Raw genomic sequence first — 21782 nt, 5'->3', positions numbered from 1 at the left:
CCATGACCCACATGACGAGAACTCCCGTCCGCGCCGCGCTGCCGGTCCTGCTGAGCGCCGCACTGACGGCCGTCGCGATGGTCGCCTCCTCTGGCGTCCTGGCGGCAACGAAGTCCAAGGAAGCTGACGGAGCCCGCTACACGATGGCGGACTTCGCGAAGGTCCCGAAGATCGATTCGCACGTGCACCTGCACAACGCCGATCCGGCGTTCATCGACGCCGCGCGCCAGCTCGGCTTCAAGGTGCTGACGATCAACGTCGACTACCCGGACTTCCCGCCGCTGGACGAGCAGCAGCAGGCGGCGATCGAGCTGCGCAAGGCACGTCCGGCGGACGTGGCGTGGGCGGTGAGTTTCTCGTCGGAGACCTCGGATCAACCAGGCTGGCTCGACGCGACGAAACAGCGCGTCGATGCCGGCCTGCGCGCCGGCGCGGTCGGCGTGAAGGTGTGGAAGAACATCGGCATGAGCCTGCGCGACAAGCAGGGCCGGCTCGTCATGATCGACGACGCGCGATTCAAGCCGCTGTTCACGTATTTCGAGGACCAGGGCATCACGATGCTCGGTCACCAGGGCGAGCCGCACAACTGCTGGCTGCCGCTGGACAAGATGACGGTCATCAACGACCGCGAGTACTTCGCGCACCACCCGCAGTACCACATGGCGCTGCATCCGGAGATGCCGAGCTGGGAAGACCAGATGGCCGCGCGCGACCGCATGGTCGCGGCGCATCCGAGGCTGAAGTTCGTCGGCATGCACATGGCCTCGCTGGAGCGCAACGTCGACGAGCTGGCCGCGTTCCTGGACCGCTTCCCGCTGGCCAAGGTCGACCTGGCCGCGCGCATCGGGCAGCTGCAGTACCAGAGCCAGCTGGACCGCGCGAAGGTGCGCGCCTTCATGATCAAGTACCAGGACCGTCTGATGTACGGCACCGACGTCTCGCAACCGCCGCAACAATCGGGGGCCGAGCTGCTGAAGGAAGTCGAGCCGGTGTGGCGCATGCACTGGCGCTACTTCAACACGGAGGAGTCGTTCAAGGTGTCCGATCTCAAGAAGCCGGTGAAGGGCCTCGGCCTGCCCAAGGTCGTCGTCGACAAGCTGTACCACCTCAACGCCGAGCGGAGCTATCCCACCGCCTGGAAGGCGGCTCAATGACCGGGCGCCGCGCGTTCCTCCAATGGCTGGGGGCGGCCCCGGTCGCGACGATCACGCCGAAGCTGGCGCTGGCCGCGACGGTCGCGTCGCCCGGTGCGGCCGCGGCGGCGCGCGCGGCCGACCTCGGTCGCGGCCACGTGCGGCTGCAGGACGAGCGGCTCTCGCTGCAATTCGATGAACGCATGCGCAGCCGGATCGTTCGCCTCGGTGGTGCGCGACCTTTGGCGCTGACCGGTTTCGATGCGGGGGAGCAACTCGTCATCGCGGAACTGAAGCCCGTGGCGGCCAGCGCCGCGGCGCTCGGCGCGGAAGCGGCCGGCGCGGCGCCGCCGACGACGCCCCGCACCCTGGAACGCTTCGCGTTGACGAGCGCAGTCCCAAGCAGCGGCACCACGCCGTTCGGCGCGGGACAACGCCTGACCCTCACCGGCAAGGCCGAGGGCGCGGCCGTCGAGAAGACGATGACGGTGACGCTGCTTGACGAGCACCCCGGCGTCGCGTTGATCGAGGTCGCCTTCATCAACCGGTCGGACAAGGCGCTGATGGTCCAGGGCTGGACGGTCGCGTCGCACCGCCTGCTGGCGGCGCCGCGTCATGCGGGCGGATGGTGGACCTATTCGGGCTCGACGCACACGGACCGGCGCGACTGGATGCAGCCGGTCAAACGCGGCTTCGAGCAGCGCAACTTCCTCGGCATGGATTCGTCCGACTACGGCGGCGGCACGCCGCTGTTGGACGTGTGGCGGCGCGACCTGGGTGTCGCGGTCGGCCACCTGGACAAGCTGCCGCGCCTGGTCTCGCTGCCGGTGAAGGCCGTCGGCGAGCAGGTCGACATCGCGCTGCGCGGCGACGAGCCGCGCACGCTCGCGCCGGGCGAGACGCTGGCGCTGCCGCTGGCCTTCGTCGCGGTGCACGAGGGCGACTGCTTCGTGCCGCTGGACCGCTATCGGCGACTCATGAACGCACAGGGCCTGGCCGCGCCGGAGCCGCCACGCAGCGCGCACGACGCGGTCTGGTGCGCGTGGGGCTACGAGCGCGACTTCTCGCTGGAGCGCGTGCGCGCCACGCTGCCGAAGGCGCAGGAGCTCGGCCTGAAATGGGCCGTGCTCGACGACGGCTGGCAGCGCCAGACGGGCGACTGGTTCGACATCGACCTCAAGAAGTTCCCGCGCGGCGAGGAGGACATGAAGGCGCTGGTCACCGACATCCATGCGCGCGGCATGAAGGCGCGGCTGTGGATCGCGCCGCTGGCGGTGGCGCCGGGCAGCGACGAGCTGCATGAACACGCGGATCTGCTGCTGCTCGACCAGAACGGCGCGCCGCAGATGATCACGTGGTGGAACTGCCTCTACCTGTGCCCGGGCGCGAAGGGCACGCAGGAGCGCACGGCGGCGATGTTCCGCAAGATCATCCAGGACTGGGGCTTCGACGGCGTGAAGGTCGACGGCCAGCACCTGAACGGCGTCGCGCCGTGCTTCAACCCCAAGCACCAACATGCGAAGCCGGAGCACTCGTACGAGCACATGGCGGACTTCTACCGCGCGATGTTCGAGGCGGCGCATGCGGTGAATCCGGAGGCGGTGGTCGAGGTCTGCCCCTGCGGCACGAGCTACGCGTTCCACAACATGCCGTGGATCGACCAGGCGCCGGCGTCGGACCCGCTGTCGAGCTGGCAGGTGCGTCACAAGGGCAAGGCGTTGAAGGCGCAGATGGGGCGCTGGTCGGCGTATGCCGGCGATCACGTCGAGCTGTCGACCGGCGGCATGGACTTCGCGTCCGCGGTGGGCGTCGGCGGCGTGGTGTCGACGAAGTTCACCTGGCCCGAGGATCCGAAGCCGAAGGACTCCTTCCTGCTGACGCCGGAGCGCGAGACGCACTGGCGCAAATGGATCACCGCGCACAACGCGAAGGGCCTGTCCGACGGCGCCTATCGCGGCGAGCTCTACGACATCGCGTTCGACAAGCCTGAGACGCACGTCGTCGAGAAGAACGGGGTGATGCACTACGCGTTCTACGCGCCCAGCTTCGACGGCTCGGTGACGCTGCGCGGCCTCGGCCCGGGCGTCTGGAAGATCCGCGACTACGTGAACGGCACGGAGCTCGGTTCGGTCGACGCGGCGAGGCCGACGCTGAAGGTGAGCTTCAAGGAGAACCTGCTGATCGAAGCGGTGCTGAGCACCGCGATCGAGCGCCCGCTCGCACGCGCAGCGCGACTGCCGTCACGGCTGATCGGCCGCGATGGCTTCGCGCTGGCCTCGGCGTGGGAGGAAGCGCCGGCGCTGTTCTTCGCGCACGACTGGCGCGGCCGGCCGTTGACCGGCACGCAGTCGACGCGCGTGCAGCTGCTGCACGCGGACGGCGCGCTGCACCTGCGCTTCAGCAGCCGCTACAACGCGCTGACGACCTATGAGCGCGAGGTCTCCGCCACGGACATCTGGCCGCTGTGGGAGCGCGACGTCGTCGAAGTCTTCCTGCAGGCGCCGCAGGACGCGGGCACGGACCGCTATCGCGAGGTCGAGGTCTCGCCGAACGGCTTGACGATGGACCTCGAGGTGCGCGGGCAGGGCCGCAAGCGCTTCATCGGCGAGAGCCGGGCGCGCACCACGGTCGACGAGGTCCACCGGATGTGGACGGCGGAGCTCGTCGTGCCGATGCCGCGCAACGCGCAGTCGCTCGACGGCTGGCGGATCAACCTGTTCCGCATCGAAGGGAACAAGGCATCGCGGCAGTTCAGCGCCTGGAATCCGACGGGCAGCGAGAAGGCCAACTTCCATGTGCCTGCCGCATTCGGACAATTGCGACTCGAAGCCTAGCCCGTCTTACTCCCTCTCCCGCTTGCGGGAGAGGGCAGGGGTGAGGGCCAGCGGCGGTGGAAGTACGCCAGCGCTCTTGCTCTCCCCGTGCGCGGAGAGAGATGTGAGACAGGGAGTCACCAGCCCGCGTTGCCGCTGCCTCGAATGAAGAAGCTCCCCGGCGCGTTGTCCTGCTTCAGGCCGCCGAGCGCCGGATTGGTCACCACCACGCCGTCGAAGTTGACCGCGCCGCGACCGCCGTTGTCGACCACCTCGATGCCGTACCGGCCCGGGTTGGTGATCCGGATGTTCTTCAACCTCACGTTGCGGAACTTCGCGTTGTCGGCGTCGCGCAGCAGGTCGGGGTGGAACTTCTCGCCCGGCGGCACGAAGGCCGTGCCGAAGCCGCGGAACTCGATGCCCGAGTAGGTCGGGTCGATGATGTCGACGTTCTCCACCAGGATGTCGTTCACGTCGCCCTCGCGCAGGTAGAACTTCAGCGCGCCATGCAGCCACGGGTTGCCCGTGTTCTCGTTGAACATCGGCCCGCCCGCGCGGATCAGCGAGATGTTGCTGAAGGTCGTCGTCCCCGGTCCGAAAGGATACGGACTGAACTCGTTGTCGATCAGGATGCCCGGGTAGGTCAGCACGTCCTCGCAGACGCTGTCCTTGAACACGTTGCCCGCGCCGCCATAGGCCGCGAAGCAGTTGGCGCGCCACGGCATCTGCACCGTGTTGTTGCGGAACACGTTGTTGACGCCCTGTCCCTGGTCCGGCGCGTTCTTCCCCGCGGGCGAGATGAAGCCGTCGCCCAGCTGCCAGGTCTTGTCCTTCACCCAGTCGGTCCACTTGATGGACCACACCACCAGCGCGTCGTCGCCGGTGTTGCGCAGGTGGCAGTTTTCCACCAGCGAGTTGGACGTGCCGTTGTCGAAGTTGATCCCGTCCGCGTAGGTGTTGCGGATGCGGCAGTTGCGGATGGTCAGGTTCTGCGTCGGCTGGGTCTGGTACGGGGGATCGTTGCCGACCCAGATCGCGCCCACCACGTGCTCGATCCAGACGTTCTCGATCAGGCTGTTGGCGCCCATCGGGCCGGCGAAGGCCTTCTGCACGCCTTCGGTTTCCTCGGCGCGGGCCTTGGATTCGCCGAGGATGGAGAAGTCGCCGAAGACGCAGCGGGCGCTCGCGCCGTAGCAGAAGAACATCGACTTCGGACCGCGCAGGTTGGTGTGCCACATGCCTGCGCCGCGCACCTCGATGCCGGGGTTGTCCAGGCCGACGTTGCCGCCGTCGATCTTCTGCAGCAGGTAGTCGCCCGGCGGGAACCACAGCTTGCTGGTCGAGCGCAGGGCGCGCAGCACGTCGTTCGCATGGTCCTTGCCGTCACCCGGCTGGATGCCGAAGGCCGTCACCGAGGTGAAGCCCGCCGGCATCGTCAGCGCCGGCGGCACCGGCTCGATGTCGACCAGGTCGATCACGTAGAAGCCCGCGGTGTCCTGCGCGTCGCGGCGCAGCATGACGGTCGCGCCGGCGGGGATGTTGTCGGGCAGCAGCGTGCGCACTTCGTCGAAGAAGGTGTGCGGCTGGCCGGCCGGCTTGTCGACGATCGGATCGCCGATCAGGCCGCCCTGGTAGGACCAGCTGTAGCGCGAGGTCAGCGGCAGCGACTTCACGCGCACGCCGTTCACATAGAGGCCCAGCGTGGCATCGATGCCGCCACCGTTCGGCGCGTCGGGAATCGAGTAGCGCACCACCACGCCGTTGCCGGCCGCGGTGGTCTTGAAGGACGCGTAGTCGCCGGTGCGGTTCAGGCGCACCGCCTTGCGGCCGATGGCTTCAGCCTCGATGTGGTTCGCGTCCCACTTCTGGCGGCTCGGGCCGAGGATCTGGGCGTTGGTCTGGCCGTCTTCGGCCTGGTACTCGACCCACGGCACGTTGGCGCCGCGACCGGGGGCCGGCGCGGGAGCCGGTCCTGGCGCAGGGGCTGGAGCAGGAGCCGGTGAAGGCGCAGGCGCCGGCGATGGCGCGGGCGACGGGGCGGGTGCGGGGGACGGGGCTGGTGCAGGCGAGGGCGCCGGCGCGGGCGATGGCGCGGGGGCAGGGGAAGGCGCGGGCGCAGGGGCTGGAGCTGGAGCCGGAGCCGGAGCCGGAGCCGGAGCCGGAGCCGGAGTGCCGGCCGCCACGAACGTCCACCGTTGGTTGTCGTTGTTGCCGCAGTCCCATTGCTGGACGCGACCACCGGCGACGAGGCTGAAGTCCTTCACATCCACGCATTTGCCGGTGTGCTTCGCGACGATGTGGAACGCATCGCCCTTGGCCGCGACGGCGAAGCGCTGGTTCGCGCCGCCACCGTAGCCCCATTGCTGGAGGAGGGCGCCGTTGGCGGTCGAGATGTCGCTGACGTCCAGGTTCTTGCCGCTGCGGACATTCCGGAAGGCGTAGCTGCCGTCGGCGGCGGCGCTGATGTCGAAGCGCTGGCTGGCCGCACCGTTGCACGGCATCTGGAGTGTCTTGGCGCCGTCGGCCGTGCTCGCGCCTTCGATGTCGATGCACATCCCCGATTGAACGCCGCGCAGGCTGTACTGCCCCACGGGAAACGCGGTCTGCGACGTCGTCGACTGCGCCTGGGCGCTCGCACGATCGGAGGCCGCCGTGCCGGCGGGGCCGGCGGTCGAGTCGGGTGAGTCGGCGCCGCCGCAGGCACTCAGCAGCAGGCTGACGGCCAGCGCGATCGCGGTCGGCGCGGCCTGGAGCTTTCCGAAGTTCGGGCTGGAAGCAAGGGTCATGCTCGTCTCTCGTTGTGAGTCGACGGCGATTCTTCCCGTGCCTTGAAAGCGGTTCCAACGGGTAGACGCAAGAGCTGCAATCAGCGGTAAGCGTCGATGGACACACTACCTCTCCCGAGGAGGGGGGGGCTGCAGAACGCTCGATGGCGCCTGGGTCGTCGCCATCGAGGTCGCGCCGCCGCAGGCCGCGTGGCGGGTCAGGTCATGCGCCAGCCGCGGCCTTCTTGGCGGTGTCTCCGGCCTTCTTCATCGGCACCGGATCCGGCAGGTCCTTGGCCTGCAGCATGCGGGCCTGGACGACGAGCTGGTTGTGCGCGTCCAGGAACGCCGCGGCGATGACCTTGCCTTCATTGCTGTTGGCCCAGCCCGCGCCCGCGGCGCCGCCGAGCTTGCCCAGCACGAGCCCGCCCATGCCCAGGTCGGTGACGCGCACCGAGCCCGTCGCGGCGGCGACCTGCTCGGTCGTTTCGTTGTCGGTGAGCAGCAGCGCGACCTGCGCTTCCTTGAGCTTGATGTGCTCGGCCGCGCCGACGAACTTGTTGAGCACCGGGATCATCCCGAGGATGCCGCCGACCTGGCGGCCCGCGTCCTGCTCGCTGAAGGTCAGGCTCGGGATCAGCGTGTACTGGGCTTCGTAGCCCTTGCCTTTGTGCACGGTGCTGCCCTGCTGGCGCAGGATGCCGGCGTCCTTGAGCTCCTGCTCCTTGATCGTGGCCTTGAGGCCCGAGTTGCGATCGACGACGCGGAAGCAGCCGCTCTGCTGCGCGAGCAGGCGCACGAGGGGCAGCGGCGAATTCGGCAGGCCGTTGGGGGCGCTGATCGTGTAGCCGTTGGGGTTCTCCATCAGCGACAACGTTGCGACCGGCGCGTCGCACTTCATCAGTTCGCGGTTGGCCTTGTTGGCGCCGGCCGGGCCGGCGGAGCCGGTGATCTCCGAGCTGCCGTCGCCCAGCGTCGCGCCTTGCTTGCCGCAACCGGCGAGCATCGCCACGGCGACGCAAGCGGCGATCACGCCGCCCACGCGGGGCAGAGAAGGGCCGATGGAGGCGAAGGAACGCGCGAATGCCATGAGGATCTCCTGAACGCAAGGGCTGCGGGAACGGCCCGGACCTTATCCCAAATGCGGGCGAACCCGGCCCCCACTGATGGGTGGCTGCGTCGCGGAATGTCGCGTCGTGACGGCAGCTTTACGGGCGGTTACCAGGGGGAGGCGAGAATCCGCCCCTTCGGTTCCCCGCGACCGCACAAGATCCTCGAGGCTCTCCTCATGAACGACAAGTCCCCGAGCCGCGCCGTCGCGTGGCTGGTGTGCGCCCTGATCGCCGCGTCGCTGTACGGCAATTACTACGTGTACGACTCCATCGGCCCCGTCGCCGATGCGCTGCAGAGCCAGCGCGGCTTCAGCGACCAGCAGATCGGCCTGCTCAACGCGATCTACAGCCTGCCCAACGTCGTGCTGATCCTCGTCGGCGGCGTGCTCGTCGACCGCTTCGGCGCCGCGCGCATGACGCTGTGGACGGCCGCGATCTGCTTCCTCGGCGCGCTGCTCACCGCGCTCAGCCCGAGCTTCGCCGGCATGGCCGCGGGACGGCTGCTGTTCGGCATCGGCGCCGAGACCTTCGGCATCGCCACGCTCGCGGCGCTGGCCCAGTACTTCGTCGGCGGCAACGTCGCGTTCTCGATGGGACTGGCGCTCTCGATCGGCCGCCTGGGGTCGTTCTCTTCCGACATGTCGCCGACGTGGTTCCCCGCCGCCTACGCGCAAGGCTGGCAACCGCCGCTGATGATCGCCGCCGCGATGGCCGCGGCCTCGTTCGCCGCCGCGCTGTGCTATTGGGCGATGGACCGCCGCGTCGCCGCCTCCGCCAAGGGCGAGATCGAACAGCAGGCGCAGCCCTTCGTGTGGCGCGACCTGCTGCACTTCGGCAAGGCCTATTGGTACCTGCTGACGCTGTGCGTGCTCTGGTACTCCGTGATCCTCGCGTTCCGCAGCACCTTCTCGATCAAGTACTTCCAGCACGCGCACGGCCTGGACCTGGCCTCGGCGGGCGCGATGAACAGCTACGTGTTCCTCGCCGCCGTCTTCGCGACGCCGACCTTCGGCTGGCTGTGCGACCGCGTCGGCCGCTACGCGCCGTTCCTGGCCTTCGGCGCGATCCTGCTGCCCATCGCGATGGCGACGATGGCGTTCACCTCGGCCAGCCTGTGGATCTCGACCGCGCTGATCGGCGTGAGCTTCTCGCTCGTGCCCGCGGTGATGTGGCCGCTGGCCAGCAAGCTGGTCGCGCCCGCGCGCTTCGGCACGGCCATCGGCCTGATGTGGGTGGCGCAGAACGCCGGCATCGCCGGGGCCAACCTCGTCGCCGGCTGGCTCAACGACCGCGCCGGTGCCAGCGCGCAGAACCCCGCCGGCTACGAGTCGATGATGCTGTTCTTCGGCCTCGCCAGCGTCGGCGGCGCGGTGTTCGCGGTGATCCTGTGGCTCACCGCCGGCAGGCGCGATCAGGAGAAGGCGGCGCCGGCCGCTTGATGCGGCGCGAGGCATTCATCGGCGGTCGCGCGGCCGTCGACGCTCACGGCTCCAGCACGTACAGCGACGACATCGTCGCCAGCTGTTCCGGCGTCATCGCCGCGTAGTGCGGCTGCAGCGGCAGCGACTTCGCCAGCTGCCGTGTCGGCTCGTGGACCTTGTTCTGCTCAAGCACGACGCGGTAGCCGGCCTGAGCGAACAGCGGCGGATATTCGTGATGCCGCAGGCGGTTCTCGCCTTCGCGCGTCAGCCGGTTGATCCACGCGTGCTTGCCGTCCGGCCAGGTCAGGAAGTTGATCTTGCTGATCGACTTGTCCGAGTGTTCCAGGTGGTCCGAGTGGTCCACCAGATGCACCATGCGGCCCCGCGCGGAGAGCTTCGGGCGCAAAGCCTTGAACAGATCGAGCAGCACGTCCGGCGGGATGTGCTCGAGCACCGTGCGCGAGGTCACCAGGTCGATCGAGCCGTCCGGGATGGCATTGACGTCGAACGGTGCGAGGTAGGTCAGCGGCAGGTCAGCGCGCGACTTGATCGCACGCAGCCGTGTGTCCCCGGGATCGACTCGGCGCAGGAAGTCCAGCGTCGCGGCGAAGCTGACGTCGTCCAGATGGACGTTGAGGTCGGACATGTAGACGCGCCTGGCGCCCTGCAGACATTGCAGGATGGGAATCGTGGGGAACCAGCCGGTGCCGATCTCCAGCACCGTGGCGCCTTCAATCGAGCCGCCGGTGTGCGAGAGCGCCGCCCGCATCTGCGACCAGTTCTTCAGCGTTTGGCTGAGGTTGTCCGGATCGGGGCGGTAGCCCAGCAGCCTGCGTTTGACGCCGCGCAGCGCCTGACCGAAAGGCAGCCGTGCGAGGACGGCCTGTCGGCCCACCTTCAATCGCCAGTCCATCGTGTCCCCGCTTCCGCTGGTCCAGTGTCCGTCGATTCTGACCGATCAGCCGCCGGGAGGCTCCGAGGACTTCTGAGAGGTCGCGCCGAAACGCCGCGCCGCCGCGGCCAGATGCGAGCGCACGACCAGCACGTGGCCCGGCAGGATGAGCGCAAGGTAGAACCGCCCGAGCCGGTTGTGGCAGTTCACGACTGTTGTCGCCACTGCCTCGCGACGTGTCGATCCGTCCACCCGACGGACCAGGATCGACAGCTTGAAATCGAGGTGCTGGTCCTGCTCGCCGAAGATCGCCTCCTCGCGCGTGGCGGAGAGCACGCGGAAGATGTCCACGTGCTCGACGCCGATTTCATCGAGGTGCTGGCGCATCGCCGCCGAGGTCTTCAGCCCGAGCGGCTTCACCGCGGCGTCGCGGATCGCGAGCAGCGCGCGAAACCACCACGGCGGATCGGCCAGCGTCGCGCGAGCCAGCGTCATCGCGTCGTCGGGCGCATCGTGCGCCAGCGTGATGGCGAAGGCGTCGGCCAGGTTCGCGCCAGCGTAGGTCGACGCGAGCTGACTCTCGCGCGGCGGCGAGACGCGGCGGACGATGGACATCAGGAAGCGACCGGGCCGTGGAGGAGCGGCGATCTTAGCGAGCCGCGGACGAGGCGGCGTCGGCGGGCGAGGCATCGCGCAGCGCGCGAGTCCCCGCCCAGGATGCCTGCACCAGCAGCAGGAGGTCCTGTCTCACCTCCACGCGATTCCAGAACTCCTCGGGGGTGCAGGACGTGACGTGCTCGCCGCTGTCTCGATGTTCGAGGCGCACCTTCAGCTCACAGCCTGGGAACAACTTCCAACGCTCGTCGGTCTTGCTGACCACCGCGAAGGGTTGCGCCTCAGGCCGACCGGCGGCCTCGTTGATGAGGTGCCCTGCACCGAACGCCAGAGTGAAGAGCGCCAGCCCATAGGCCAGGGGAGGGCCCACAAGCACAAGAAACACGATCTGCCCGAATCGCAGGGGCGGACGATCCGCCTTGCGGGGCATCGTGATGACGAGCAGCAGGGCGAGCGGCGCGGCGACATAGGCCGCCTTTCCCACCATCTCGCTGGACGGAGCGAATCCGGTGCTCGCGCCGTAAATGGCGAGAAGCAGGGGCATGGCCCAGACCAGCGACAGGAGTTCAAGACGCCAGCGAGGCGAGAGCGAGGACCAACGGGACATGAGGGGGACAGAAATGAAAAGGCTCCGGAGCCGGCCGATTGGACCAGCCCCGGAGCCTCGCGTCATTCGCCCCAACAGGGGAAACGATACTCAGAGATCACGACTTCGTGATCTTCACCGACCGCAGATTCCACCCCGGCCCGTTGGCCTTCACCGCGATCTGCTGCTGGCCGGCCGGCAGCGTGACGCGGTGCGAGACCGTCGTCCAGTTCTGCCATCCGCCGGTCGCGGGCACGTTCACCGCGCCGTACACCGGCGTGCCGCCCGCCATCTCCAGCTGCAGGCTGCCGCCGCCGTTCAGGCTGGCGACGCGGTACTCGACCGTGTAGGTCCCGCCCTGCGGCAGGTTGAGGTTCCACACGGCCCAGTCGCCGGTCTCGATCCAGCCGAGGTTCTGGCCGCCTTCGCTCGAGGCCTCGAGCTGCATGCCCGACTGCAGCGCGAAGTTGGCCGCCTGCAGCGTCGTCGTGAACGCCGGCGTGCCGCCGTCCTTCTTGTAGACGCGCACGTAGTCCACATACATCTTCGCGGGCAGCCTGCTCTCGTCGATGTTCCATTGCGGCCAGTTGCCGCCGACCGCCAGGTTCAGCAGCAGGAAGAAGTCGCGATGGAATTCCTCGGTGCTGTTGACGCTGTTGGTGATGTCTGCGACGTGGTACTCGCGGCCGTCGACGAACCAGCGCAGGAACTTCTCGTCCCACTCGACCGCGTACACGTGGTAGTCCGCGACGTTGGTGGCCGTGTGGCCGCCGTAGGACGCGTGGCCGCCGTCCGGACCCTGCCAGTGGATCGTGCCGTGGATGTCGGCGTCGGCATTCACGTGTTCCATGATGTCGATCTCGCCCGAGGCGGGCCAGCCCACCGACGTGATGTTGCTGCCCAGCATCCAGAACGCGGGCCACATGCCGGAGCTCGACGGCGCCTTGATGCGCGCCTCGATGCGGCCGTACTTGAAGGTGGCCAGGCCTTGCGTCGTCATGCGCGCGGAGGTGTAGCGCATGCCGCCGAAGTCCTCGCGCTTCGCGGTGATCACGAGCTGGCCGTTCTCGATGGTGGCGTTCTCGCGCCGGTAGTACTGCAGCTCGTTGTTGCCCCAGCCGCCCGAGCCGGTGCCGGTCTCGAACCGCCATTGCGGGCCGATGCTGTTGGTGAATTCGTCCTGCCAGACGAGTTGCCAGTTTTGTGCCTGCGCCGCGACGCCCGTCAGGGCGACCGCGACCGCGGCGAGCGATCGAATCCAGCGTGTCATGGGATCTCCTCGGAACCAGTGGTGGTGATGGAGGAAACGCGCGCGAAGGACAGGAGCGGCGTCTCCAGGGGGCCCGGCCGCAAGGACCGGGTGTCGACGCCCGAGATCAAGTAAGCCCGTGGGGCTGCTGGCGCATCGCCGATCGCTCGTCGATGCGCCGCCGCCTCTCCGGCATGACTATCTGAAAGCGCTTTCAGTATGTCTCTCGGGAAAACCCTGGGAACTTCGCTTCGTTGGTGACAAGCGGTTGTGCGTTGGCAATTCGGAGGGCGCGTCGGTATCCAGGTGTTGCCCTCGTGACGATCCGCGCAGCGTGGGCGCGGCCATTGTTGAGACGCGTTGAATTCACAAGCTCGTGAGCGCCTCTCGACCGGCGGGGTCTGGATCCGAAGAATGCGCTCGAACAGCAACTGGAGAGTCCCCGCGATGACCACCGTCCCCCTTCCGGATTCACGGCGTGTGACGCCGCTACGTGGCGCGGCCGCCCGCCTGGAACCGGCGGCGTATGCGCTGCTGCGGTTCGCCTTCGGCGCCATCCTGTTCACGCATGGACTGCCGAAGGCGCTGGGGACTTCGCACGGGTCGATGGCGGATCCGATGGCCGGCTCGATCCGGCTCATCGACCAGGTGATGGGCCTGCCCTTCGCGCCGCAGCTGGCCTTCCTCGTCATGCTGCTGGAGACCGTCGGCGCGGTGTCACTGGCCATCGGCTTCTGCACGCGCTGGGTGGCGCTCGCGTTCACGATGGAGATGATCGGCATCTGCGCCGCGCTCGGTCCGACCTGGCCGTGGATCGACCGGGGCATCGAGTACCCGGCGCTGATGGCGGTGCTCGCGGCCTACGTCGTCGTGCGAGGCGGCGGGGCGTATGCGATGGATGGAAGGATGCTCAATCCGTCACGCACCCAGGCAAGGAAAGGGTAGATCGGGACCTGAGGCATTTCCTGCAGCGGGCATCATGCCGCCCTGCGCGCCGGCGCGGCAGCGAGCCACAGACTCGCGCCCCGGCCCGGCGTCTTGTTCAATGCCTTCAGGGAGGAAATCTCATGTCCCAGCAACCGGAGTCGGCCGCGGCGCTGCCGACCGACACCACGTCCGACATCGCCGCGCGTTTCGCGCCGCCCCAGGCCCGCGTCGAGGCCGTCGCGCCCGAGCAGGCCCTGGGCCAGCCGATGTGGTTCTCCGTCTCGCCGCTCAAGCTGCTGGTGATGTGCACCGTCACGCTCCAGCTCTACGGCGTCTACTGGCTCTACAAGCAATGGACGCTGGTGCGCGACCGCGAGAAGTCGTCCATCCTGCCGGCGATGCGCGCGATCTTCGCGGTGTTCTTCGTCTGGTCGCTGTTCGGCCGGGTGCGTGACTCGCAGCTGGGCGCGGGCGTGAATGCGAAAGACGCGCTCAGTGCCGGCGGCCTGGCCGCCGCCTGGATCGTCTTTTCGCTGATGTGGAAGGCGCCGGATCCGGTGTGGTGGATCGCGATGGTCGCGCCGGCCTTCCTGATGCCGGTGCAGAGCGCGATGAACGCCGTCAACGAGACCGTCACGCCGAGCCGGCCCCGCAACGATCGCTTCGGCGCGCTGAACTGGATCGCCATCGTGCTGGGAAGTCTGTTCATCGTGATGGCGCTGATCGGCACCTTCATGCCCGCCCAAGCCTGACCGGACCCGGTCCCTGCTGAGCGGCGAGACCGCCGGCCCGGGCCGGTGGTAGTCTGTCGCCATGACTCAACGCCTCGCCTCCTGCAGTTGCGGTCAGCTCACGGCCCAGGTCGTGGGCGAGCCGGTCCGCATCTCCATCTGCCACTGTCTGAACTGCCAGCGCAGGACCGGCGGACCGTTCGCCCAGCAGGCCCGGTTCCGTCGTCAAGACGTGACCCCGTCGGGCGTCTCGTCGACCTACGCGATCACCGGTGATGAAGGCACCCGCGCGATCTTCCACTTCTGTCCGACCTGTGGTGCGACGGTCTATTACGAGATGGAGGCGATGCCGGACTTCATCGCCGTCCCGGTCGGCGCGTTCGCCGATCCGGGTTTTCCGGCGCCAGGCGTGTCGGTCTACGAGAGTCGGAAGCACGGCTGGGTCGTTCCGCCGGCGGAGGCGGAGCACTACTGAGGCGCGCCTCGCGGCGCCGGGCTCAACGCACCAGCTTGCCGCCCGCGCCGAGCACGGCGAAGTCCACGTAGCGCGAGGTCGGGCCCTTGCCGAAGGTCAGGCGATGGCCACCGACGTCGGTCTCGAAGCCGCGCTCCAGGGCCTCGCTCAGGGCCGCGGGTCCGGCGGCCGGCGTGCGTTCCAGCGCCTTCACGAGCGCACGGGCGGCGATGAAGCCCTCGAGCGAGCGCGAGGACAGGTCCGCGTCCTTGGCGTTGCCGCGCAGGCGCTGGTAGTCGCGGACGACTTCGCGGTCGGCGCGGTCGTCGGTGGGCAGCACCAGCGAGAACGCGAAGCCGCGCGCGCGATCCGGGCCGAGCTTGGCCAGCAGCGCCTGCACGTCGATGATGGACATGCCGTAGAGGCCGGCGCGGCCGCCCGCGCTCTGGTACTTGTCGGTGAACTCGATGGCGGCCGCGGTGGTCGCGGCGAGGAAGATCACGTCGGGCGACTGCTTGATCATGTCAGCCACCGCCTTGCCGACCTCGGTGGTGTTGCGGGCGTAGCCCGACTGCGCGACCAGCGACAGGCCGTAGGTCTTCGCCGACGCCTGCGCACCCGCGAGCGCGTCACGCCCCAAGCCGTCGTCCTGGTAGACGATGGCGACCTTGGTGCGGCCCATCTCGCTGAGCTGCTTGAAGAGGCGGTCGACCTCCTCGCGGTAGCTGGCCTTGACCGGGTACATGCCGCGCGCGGTGATCACGCTGTTGGCGCCGGAGACCGCGCCGACCATGGCAACGTGGGACTTCTCGAGCACGCCGTCCTGCTTGAGCGCCTCCAGGTTGGAGGTGCCGACGGTGCCGATCAGGGCGGTGGGCGCGTCCGCGGCGATCAGTTCCTTGACCAGCCGGACGGTGTCCTCGGGCTTGTTGGCGTCGTCGCGGGTGACGAACTTGATCTTCTGGCCGCGGACGCCGCCGCGCGCGTTGACCTCGTCGATCCACAGCTTGGCGCCGGCGCGGATCGCCTTGCCCGTGACCGCCTGGGGGCCGGTGAACGGAGCCACCTGACCGATGACGATGTCGGCATGCGCCGTCGAGGCGGCCGCGAGGCACAGGAGGGTGATCAGGCGGCGGGCGCGGCGGGCGAAAGCGAGGGTCATGGTCAATGCGGCAACAGGCGTGCAGGACCGGCCATTGTGATCAATACGATGATGGTTGCGGTAACAGTTGGGCGACTGGGAGAACGGCGGCCGGGTGCGGCGACAAGCGGCAGCTGCCAGCCGAAAGAAGGTTCAGCCGAAAGAAGGTTCAGGGAAGCGAACCCTCGCCCGGCGTCCAGTCCGGGCTGAAGCCGCCCAGTGTCGGGTGGTACATCTCGTCGCCGGTGTGCTGGGTGAATTCGACGTTGAGCCGATCCTCGCGCAAGCCCAGGATGTCGATGCAATGGGCGCACAGCGCCTTGGCCAGCGCCATGCGCAGTTCGGGCGGCCGGCCCTGGCGGATGTCCAGCATCATCAGCGAGACGGGCACCGGCGGGCCATCCGCGTCGGGGATGCGCCAGACGCCGCCCTCGCCGAGTTCGCGGATCGCGACGCTGATGCGGCGGATGTCCACGGACATCATCTCGGCGTAGGTGCGGCTCATGCGCTCGGCCAGGCGCTGCTTGGTGGCGGCGGGATAGTGGTCGTTGACGTCCAGCTGCAGGTAGGGCACGGGGACTCCAGAGCTTGATGCAGATGATCTGCGAAAGAGGCGGCGCTTCAGACTACAGGCAGGTACGGCTCTAGCATGGGGTCATGACGCAAGCCCCTTCTCGTCGCCATCTCCTCGGCGCTGCACTGGCGGCGCCCGCCGCGGCCATTGCCGCAACGGCCAGCCCGGGCGGGACTTCCCGTTCCGCTGGCACGCCCTGGTCCGGGTTCTCGCCGCGGCGCATCGAGCGGATGCTCCGCGGCGCGGTGGCCGATGGCCGCGCCGCGGGCGTGTCGGCCGTGGTCTGGCAGGGCGGGGCGGAGCGCTACTTCGGCGCGTTCGGTCTCGCTGATGTGGAAGCGCGTCGGCCGATGGCTCGCGACACGCTGGCGCGCATCTGGTCGATGACCAAGCCGGTGGCGTCGGTGGCGCTCATGCGTCTGTGGGATGCGGGGCGCTTCCGGCTCGACGATCCGATCGCGCGCTACCTGCCGGAGTTCAAGTCCATGCGCGTGCACGCCGACGATGGTCGAGGCGAACGGCCGGCTGCGCGTCCGATCCTCGTGCGGGACGTGCTGCGGCACACGTCGGGCCTCACTTACGCGATGGAGGACGGCCCGGCCGACCGCGCCTTCCGCGCGGCGAATCCGCTCGAGACGGCGCCCGACCTGGCGGCGTTCAGTCGCGCGGTGGCCGCGCTGCCGCTGCGCCACGAGCCGGGCACGGCCTGGCACTACGGCACCTCCACCGACATCGTGGCCCGCCTGGTGGAGGTGCTCGGCGACGAGCCCTTCGACGCACACGTCCGCCGTCACATCCTGCGGCAGCTGGGGATGCAGGAGACGGACTGGACGCAGCCCGAAGCGCTGAAGAGCCGGATGGCCGCGACCTACCGCCTGCCCGACGGTGGTCCGCCTCAGCGAGAGCAGGACATGCCCTTCACCTTCGCCAGCGGCGGCGCGGGCCTGATCGGTCCCATCGACGACTACCTGCGCTTCGCGCGCATGCTGCTGGGCGAAGGCGAGCTCGACGGCGTGCGCGTGCTGCGCCCGGCGACCGTGAAGCTCATGCTCGTCGATCACCTGGATCCGGCCATCTCGCCACGTCACTTCCTGAAGAGCCCGGGTCTCGGATTCGGGCTTGGAGGCTCGGTGCGCATCGCGCCGACGACAGGCGATGAGCCGGCCAGCATGGTGGGCGAATTCTCCTGGGGCGGCGCGGCGTCGACCCTGTTCTGGGTCGACCCGGCGAACCGGCTCGCGGTGGTGTTCTTCGCCCAGAAGTTCCCGTTCGACGAGGCGCTGCATCGGGATGTGCGGCGCGCGGTGTATGGCTGAGCAGCGAATCGCCCAACGGAATCCCACAGGACGGTTCACCATCGCAAGGGTCAGTCCTTGCTAGCTCGTGCTCTCGCGATCCGCCTCGAACGCCGACATGAACTCGTCGGACGCGACGTGGTCCGCCACTGCGCGCAGGGCCGCGGCTGCTTCGACCCCTAGCACCGCCTCGAATCGCTGATTGACCTCCGCCCAGCTCGCGAGAGCGGCGTGCAGTTGGGCGGTGCCGACCGGTGTCAGCACGGCGCGTTTGGCGCGCTTGTCGCGCTCGTCCACCTGGAGCTCGATGAGGCCGTCGCGCACCAGCGGTCGCAGCGCATGCGTCAGCGCGGAGATCTGGATGGCGAGCTTCGTCGCCAGCGCCTGAAGCGTCGGTGCCTGGCCTTCGTTCTCGGCCCTGATCCGCTCGATCTCCGCCATCAGGCCCAACTGGGTCGCCTTCAGCCCGAGCGGCTCCAGGGCCGCGTCATACAGACTTCCCAGGCGTCGCGCCGCCCGGCGCAATGACGTGTTGTTGCACGCGGGCAGGACCCATGCGCCCGGTTCATCGGTGTCCTGCGGCTCGTTTCGCGGTGCCGCGCGGCTTCGGGTGTTCTTCATTCAGCGGGAAAAGTTGAGCACAAAACCATTGACAGACCCCAGAGCGCCAAGTGTACATTTGAGCCCTCAATGAAATTCATTGAGCACTCAACAGAATTGTCGAAAGTACGCCATGGTTTCCTCCAAGAAAACTGCCGTCGTGACCGGTGCCTCCTCGGGCATCGGCGCCGTCTACGCCGATCGTCTGGCCGCGCGCGGCTATGACCTCGTCATCGTCGCCCGCCGGGCGGATCGCCTCGCGGCGCTGTCGAAGGACCTCGCCAGCAAGCATGGCGTGACCGTCAGGACCGTGGTCGCCGACCTCGCGAAGTCGGACGACGTCCGCAAGGTCGAAGCAGTACTGCGCGAAGACGCCAGCATCGAGGTGCTGGTGAACAACGCCGGCCTGGCGCGCCTGGGCTCGGCGGTCGGCGCGGCCGCCGAAGGCACCGCGGAACAGATCGCGGTGAACATCGTCGCGCTGACCAGTCTGACGCAAGCCGTCCTGCCGCTGTTCAAGCAGCGCGATGCGGGCACGATCATCAACGTGGCCTCGGTGCTGGCGCTCCATGCCTTGCCGATCAGCGCCATCTACAGCGGCACCAAGGGCTACGTGCTGAACTACTCGCGCGGGATCCAAGACGAGCTGGCCGCCTCGAATTCGAAGGTCCGCGTGCAGGCCGTCCTGCCGGCGTCGACCGCCACGGAGATCTGGTCGGAGAAGGTCTCCGGCGTGCCGCTGGAGGCGCTGGCGAAGGAGACCGTCATGAGCGCCGAGGATTGCGTGGACGCAGCGCTGCGCGGGCTGGACCAGGGCGAGCTGGTCACGCTGCCCTCCGTCGAGAACGACGGCCTGCTGAAGGCGTACGACGTCGCTCGCACCCAGCTGTTCGCCGCGACGCAGACGGGCAAGCCGGCGTCGCGCTACGGCGTTGCCTGAGGACCGGATCGCTCAGAGTTCCCGCGCGGCTTGAGGCGCTGCGGTGTCCTCGGCCTCGGCACTGCTCAGCGATCCCAGCGCGCGGCGAATGCCGCTGGCGCTCGGGGACTCGATGTGGACGCACTTCTTGCCGTCGCTGACTGGATCTATGGTTGGTTCGCCAAAGATCTCAGCGCGGATACCGGTGGGTGCTCCAAGCGACTCCGTGGCGCACGGTGGGTTCGTGGGGTTGAATCCGCCAGCGTTTGCAGTCTTCCGCAGCCATTAGCCCGGCTCACGCTTCGGGACACGAAGCCGTCATCGGCCCAGCTGACGACGCGGTAGCAGCGACGACCGCTGTCAGGGGCGCAGCAGCCTCCTAAGCTGCCGGGCGGCCGGTCTGCCCGTCGACGCGGCGTGAACGTCTGCTGCTTGAAGCGTCGGACCAGCTCTTTCAACCGCCTTCAGCCGGTGGGTTACCCCAACTGACCGCCACAAAAGCGGTCGCCCAAAGTGCAGGTTGAGCATAGCGCCCAGCTCCGTCTCGAAAGGCCATTGCAAAAGGATGCCCGGCTGCTCCTTTGCCGTCAGGTGACACTAGCCATGATTTCCGCAAATGCTAGCGATGGCCTACGACTTGTTCCCGAGCCAAATGCACTCGTATCCCGCACGGCTCAGCAATGTGGGCAGATTGTCCGAGCCGACCATGTGCAACCCACCGACAATGATGACAGCCTTCTTTTTGGCCAAGATGAGCCGAACCAAATGGCGCTCCCACGCCTTATTTCGACCGGCAATCGCTACGGAAAAGCAGGATGGCATCGCGGCATGCGCACGTGCGCCTACCTGCTCAATCGCATCCAGATCATCGTTTGCCCACCCGTTGACCAGTGTGGCAACGTCCTGCAGCCCCTCTTCAGGATTTCGAACAGCTTTCGCAAGGAAGAGCTCAAGCTCAGTTGCAGGTGCAGTGGCGAATGGCGCATAGCCGTCGTTCTTGGACTCCAAAAAGTAAAGCTTCTTCTTCTCGCGTTTTGCGCGGGCAAGCATGGCGTGGTCTACGCCCAGGGACTGTTTGAAGCCCCGCTTCTCCCGGTCGACGTGGGCGATTGAGAACACGACTGACGCTGGTCTTCTGCGCTCCAGCTCTCCTTCCGGAAGATCACGTTCAATCCATGCTTTTCGAGTGTCAGCGAATAGATCTGCAGAGATGTGCTTGCTAAGCGCGTCATTCGGCTTGAGATGCGTCAGCCTCCGATCCACTTCAAACTCGAAGTTCGCTTCAAACCCGAAGACCTCCGCAGCATCCAACGCCGCCAGCGCAAGGGTCGAAAGCGTCAGCGGTCGATCGGCTACATGGACCGATCCGAGGATAAAAATGTCAGTGCCGCGAATTTTCCAAAGCATCAAGGCCTCGCAAGAAGGATGTAGAGGGTGCGTGCACGCACGTTCAGTCAGGCTACCCTAATGCCCGCATTCGTGAGCGGCCGCTCTTGGCCGGTCGCCCCAGGTCGTGCAAGAGCCGCAAAGCTGACCATGTTGGATTGCAGGGACCGGAGCCGTCCCGCACCCTGATCGACCAGTGCGGTCAAGGCGCAAGCTTGATGGCCCATCAACTCGATGGGAGACCATCATGGGATTAGCAGCGAACACCCTGTCGCGCGAGCCGTCGAACAAGGCCAAGATCGTCGGCCAGAAGACGCCGCTTAGAGTCAAGGACGTCTGGGCACTTCGAGTCCGGCTTCAGATGGAGAACCTCGTTCGCGAGCTCGCGCCGTTCAATCTCGGCATCGACAGCAAACGTCGAGGATGTAACCTCGTCTCGCTTAAGGTGCGAAGGGTCTGTCACGGCGACGCTGTAGCCAGCCGCGTGGTGGTGATGCAGCACAAAACACAGCGCCTCGTTCAATTCGAGATTGCGCCGGCGACTCGCGACGCCGTGCAACAGTGGTTCAAGCAAGCCGGATTGAGAGCTGAGGACTTTCTGTTCCCAGTCGAATGCACTGCTTACCGGATCTAGGGAATCGGCGGTGCGCCCGGATCCTGGAAGGCTGGGTGGAGAAACTGGGCTTGATCCTGCCGACCATGGGGCGCATTCGATGCGGAGGACCAAGTCGACTCTGATCTATCGGCTGACCAAGAACCTGCGAGCCGTGCAGCTGCTTGGGCACTCCTAGCTGGAGTCGACGGTCCGGTACCTTGGTATCGAAGTGGATGACGCACTCGAGATTTCGGAGCAGACGGAAATCTGAAAGGCCACCTGGCGGCCGCTTTTTGCCAACGGCCCGTCGGCCGGCCGCAGCGCGTGCTTCCGGATACCAGGGCCGGTCGAAGCTCACGGCCAGCTTCTCGGTTCCGACGCATCGCCGCGAACGGCAGCGCTGTGCCCTAAGCGGAAGGTCGGGATCGACGACGAAGGACTTTGCCGCAGCGTTTGCGGTCGGTCCCCGGCGTCGCGCCATTGAACGCCACAGGCTGCGAACGGCCCCTCGGTTCAACGACCGCCGCTCGGTTGAGATCCTCTGTCCGTTTTCGTGCCGACCGCCCCGCCGTTG

Annotated in this window: 18 protein-coding genes and 1 pseudogene; 9 read left to right on the top strand and 10 right to left on the bottom strand. The window is 67.7% G+C overall.

Features of this window, described 5'->3' with window-relative positions; all coding sequences use genetic code 11:
* Positions 1-11 precede the first annotated feature (11 nt).
* Entirely contained in the window at positions 12-1154 is a 1143-nt protein-coding gene (locus tag AC07PR_RS15745; RefSeq protein ID WP_495135821.1) for an amidohydrolase family protein, read from the top strand.
* Positions 1151-3967: an alpha-galactosidase gene (locus tag AC07PR_RS15740; RefSeq protein WP_495135820.1), complete on the top strand. Its 2817-nt coding sequence runs from the start codon at positions 1151-1153 to the stop codon at positions 3965-3967. Before AC07PR_RS15745 ends, AC07PR_RS15740 begins: the two co-directional genes overlap by 4 nt.
* A gap of 116 nt (positions 3968-4083) precedes the next feature.
* Here AC07PR_RS15740 and AC07PR_RS15735 read toward each other — a convergent pair whose 3' ends face one another.
* Both AC07PR_RS15735 and AC07PR_RS15730 read right to left on the bottom strand, forming a co-directional pair.
* Positions 4084-6732: an RICIN domain-containing protein gene (locus AC07PR_RS15735; protein WP_495135819.1), complete on the bottom strand. Its 2649-nt coding sequence runs from the start codon at positions 6730-6732 to the stop codon at positions 4084-4086.
* A gap of 202 nt (positions 6733-6934) precedes the next feature.
* Positions 6935-7717: a CsgG/HfaB family protein gene (locus AC07PR_RS15730; RefSeq protein ID WP_483109341.1), complete on the bottom strand. Its 783-nt coding sequence runs from the start codon at positions 7715-7717 to the stop codon at positions 6935-6937.
* Positions 7718-7999: 282 nt separating this feature from the next.
* Between AC07PR_RS15730 and AC07PR_RS15725 the strand changes: the two genes are divergently transcribed.
* Positions 8000-9262, top strand: a complete 1263-nt coding sequence (locus AC07PR_RS15725) for an MFS transporter (protein WP_483109004.1) — start codon at positions 8000-8002, stop codon at positions 9260-9262.
* Between the two features lie 43 nt (positions 9263-9305).
* On the opposite strand, the gene AC07PR_RS15720 is transcribed toward AC07PR_RS15725, so the two are convergent.
* The 4 genes from AC07PR_RS15720 to AC07PR_RS15705 form a co-directional block, all read right to left on the bottom strand.
* Positions 9306-10157 (bottom strand): class I SAM-dependent methyltransferase, encoded by an 852-nt coding sequence (locus AC07PR_RS15720; RefSeq protein ID WP_495135818.1) that lies wholly within the window; start codon positions 10155-10157, stop codon positions 9306-9308.
* 45 nt (positions 10158-10202) lie between these two features.
* Positions 10203-10751: a DUF2867 domain-containing protein gene (locus AC07PR_RS15715; protein WP_495135817.1), complete on the bottom strand. Its 549-nt coding sequence runs from the start codon at positions 10749-10751 to the stop codon at positions 10203-10205.
* A gap of 34 nt (positions 10752-10785) precedes the next feature.
* Positions 10786-11295: a hypothetical protein gene (locus AC07PR_RS15710; protein ID WP_495135816.1), complete on the bottom strand. Its 510-nt coding sequence runs from the start codon at positions 11293-11295 to the stop codon at positions 10786-10788.
* A 160-nt stretch (positions 11296-11455) separates the two neighbouring features.
* Positions 11456-12607: a carbohydrate-binding protein gene (locus tag AC07PR_RS15705; RefSeq protein WP_495135815.1), complete on the bottom strand. Its 1152-nt coding sequence runs from the start codon at positions 12605-12607 to the stop codon at positions 11456-11458.
* A 426-nt stretch (positions 12608-13033) separates the two neighbouring features.
* On the opposite strand from AC07PR_RS15705, the gene AC07PR_RS15700 reads away from it, so the two are divergent.
* The 3 genes from AC07PR_RS15700 (at position 13034) to AC07PR_RS15690 (ending at position 14719) form a co-directional block, all read left to right on the top strand.
* Positions 13034-13531 carry a DoxX family protein gene (locus tag AC07PR_RS15700; protein ID WP_495135814.1) on the top strand — a complete coding sequence of 166 codons (498 nt, stop codon included), beginning with the start codon at positions 13034-13036 and terminating at the stop codon, positions 13529-13531.
* Positions 13532-13653: 122 nt separating this feature from the next.
* Positions 13654-14265 carry a hypothetical protein gene (locus AC07PR_RS15695; RefSeq protein ID WP_495135813.1) on the top strand — a complete coding sequence of 204 codons (612 nt, stop codon included), beginning with the start codon at positions 13654-13656 and terminating at the stop codon, positions 14263-14265.
* A 61-nt stretch (positions 14266-14326) separates the two neighbouring features.
* Positions 14327-14719, top strand: a complete 393-nt coding sequence (locus tag AC07PR_RS15690; RefSeq protein ID WP_431101919.1) for a GFA family protein — start codon at positions 14327-14329, stop codon at positions 14717-14719.
* Between the two features lie 22 nt (positions 14720-14741).
* On the opposite strand, the gene AC07PR_RS15685 is transcribed toward AC07PR_RS15690, so the two are convergent.
* Together AC07PR_RS15685 and AC07PR_RS15680 are read right to left on the bottom strand one after the other, a co-directional pair.
* Positions 14742-15860 (bottom strand): ABC transporter substrate-binding protein, encoded by a 1119-nt coding sequence (locus tag AC07PR_RS15685; protein WP_377157290.1) that lies wholly within the window; start codon positions 15858-15860, stop codon positions 14742-14744.
* A 148-nt stretch (positions 15861-16008) separates the two neighbouring features.
* Positions 16009-16413, bottom strand: coding sequence for a tautomerase family protein (locus AC07PR_RS15680; protein WP_495135812.1), 405 nt, complete (start codon positions 16411-16413; stop codon positions 16009-16011).
* Between the two features lie 83 nt (positions 16414-16496).
* On the opposite strand from AC07PR_RS15680, the gene AC07PR_RS15675 reads away from it, so the two are divergent.
* Positions 16497-17729, top strand: coding sequence for a serine hydrolase domain-containing protein (locus AC07PR_RS15675; RefSeq protein WP_495135811.1), 1233 nt, complete (start codon positions 16497-16499; stop codon positions 17727-17729).
* A gap of 60 nt (positions 17730-17789) precedes the next feature.
* On the opposite strand, the gene AC07PR_RS15670 is transcribed toward AC07PR_RS15675, so the two are convergent.
* Positions 17790-18329, bottom strand: coding sequence for a MarR family winged helix-turn-helix transcriptional regulator (locus AC07PR_RS15670; RefSeq protein ID WP_495135810.1), 540 nt, complete (start codon positions 18327-18329; stop codon positions 17790-17792).
* Between the two features lie 112 nt (positions 18330-18441).
* Between AC07PR_RS15670 and AC07PR_RS15665 the strand changes: the two genes are divergently transcribed.
* Complete coding sequence (locus tag AC07PR_RS15665; protein WP_495135809.1) at positions 18442-19248, top strand: SDR family NAD(P)-dependent oxidoreductase; 807 nt, start codon at positions 18442-18444, stop codon at positions 19246-19248.
* Between the two features lie 609 nt (positions 19249-19857).
* Here AC07PR_RS15665 and AC07PR_RS15660 read toward each other — a convergent pair.
* Positions 19858-20634, bottom strand: coding sequence for a TraB/GumN family protein (locus tag AC07PR_RS15660; RefSeq protein ID WP_495135808.1), 777 nt, complete (start codon positions 20632-20634; stop codon positions 19858-19860).
* Positions 20635-20860: 226 nt separating this feature from the next.
* Between AC07PR_RS15660 and AC07PR_RS15655 the strand changes: the two are divergent.
* Positions 20861-21479, top strand: a pseudogene (locus AC07PR_RS15655) (tyrosine-type recombinase/integrase).
* Positions 21480-21782: the final 303 nt, after the last annotated feature.

This window comes from Roseateles sp. GW821-FHT09H11, assembly GCF_059415845.1.
This window is presented reverse-complemented; position numbering and strand designations above follow the sequence as displayed.

What these genes read in the sequence shown, in the direction of transcription:
- AC07PR_RS15745 (WP_495135821.1), top strand. Translation starts at nt 12, where the DNA reads ATGACGAGAACTCCCGTCCGCGCCGCGCTGCCGGTCCTGCTGAGCGCC.
- AC07PR_RS15740 (WP_495135820.1), top strand. Translation starts at nt 1,151, where the DNA reads ATGACCGGGCGCCGCGCGTTCCTCCAATGGCTGGGGGCGGCCCCGGTC.
- AC07PR_RS15735 (WP_495135819.1), bottom strand. Translation starts at nt 6,732, where the DNA reads ATGACCCTTGCTTCCAGCCCGAACTTCGGAAAGCTCCAGGCCGCGCCG.
- AC07PR_RS15730 (WP_483109341.1), bottom strand. Translation starts at nt 7,717, where the DNA reads ATGCTCGCCGGTTGCGGCAAGCAAGGCGCGACGCTGGGCGACGGCAGC.
- AC07PR_RS15725 (WP_483109004.1), top strand. Translation starts at nt 8,000, where the DNA reads ATGAACGACAAGTCCCCGAGCCGCGCCGTCGCGTGGCTGGTGTGCGCC.
- AC07PR_RS15720 (WP_495135818.1), bottom strand. Translation starts at nt 10,157, where the DNA reads ATGGACTGGCGATTGAAGGTGGGCCGACAGGCCGTCCTCGCACGGCTG.
- AC07PR_RS15715 (WP_495135817.1), bottom strand. Translation starts at nt 10,751, where the DNA reads ATGTCCATCGTCCGCCGCGTCTCGCCGCCGCGCGAGAGTCAGCTCGCG.
- AC07PR_RS15710 (WP_495135816.1), bottom strand. Translation starts at nt 11,295, where the DNA reads ATGCCCCTGCTTCTCGCCATTTACGGCGCGAGCACCGGATTCGCTCCG.
- AC07PR_RS15705 (WP_495135815.1), bottom strand. Translation starts at nt 12,607, where the DNA reads ATGACACGCTGGATTCGATCGCTCGCCGCGGTCGCGGTCGCCCTGACG.
- AC07PR_RS15700 (WP_495135814.1), top strand. Translation starts at nt 13,034, where the DNA reads ATGACCACCGTCCCCCTTCCGGATTCACGGCGTGTGACGCCGCTACGT.
- AC07PR_RS15695 (WP_495135813.1), top strand. Translation starts at nt 13,654, where the DNA reads ATGTCCCAGCAACCGGAGTCGGCCGCGGCGCTGCCGACCGACACCACG.
- AC07PR_RS15690 (WP_431101919.1), top strand. Translation starts at nt 14,327, where the DNA reads ATGACTCAACGCCTCGCCTCCTGCAGTTGCGGTCAGCTCACGGCCCAG.
- AC07PR_RS15685 (WP_377157290.1), bottom strand. Translation starts at nt 15,860, where the DNA reads ATGACCCTCGCTTTCGCCCGCCGCGCCCGCCGCCTGATCACCCTCCTG.
- AC07PR_RS15675 (WP_495135811.1), top strand. Translation starts at nt 16,497, where the DNA reads ATGACGCAAGCCCCTTCTCGTCGCCATCTCCTCGGCGCTGCACTGGCG.
- AC07PR_RS15670 (WP_495135810.1), bottom strand. Translation starts at nt 18,329, where the DNA reads ATGAAGAACACCCGAAGCCGCGCGGCACCGCGAAACGAGCCGCAGGAC.
- AC07PR_RS15665 (WP_495135809.1), top strand. Translation starts at nt 18,442, where the DNA reads ATGGTTTCCTCCAAGAAAACTGCCGTCGTGACCGGTGCCTCCTCGGGC.
- AC07PR_RS15660 (WP_495135808.1), bottom strand. Translation starts at nt 20,634, where the DNA reads ATGCTTTGGAAAATTCGCGGCACTGACATTTTTATCCTCGGATCGGTC.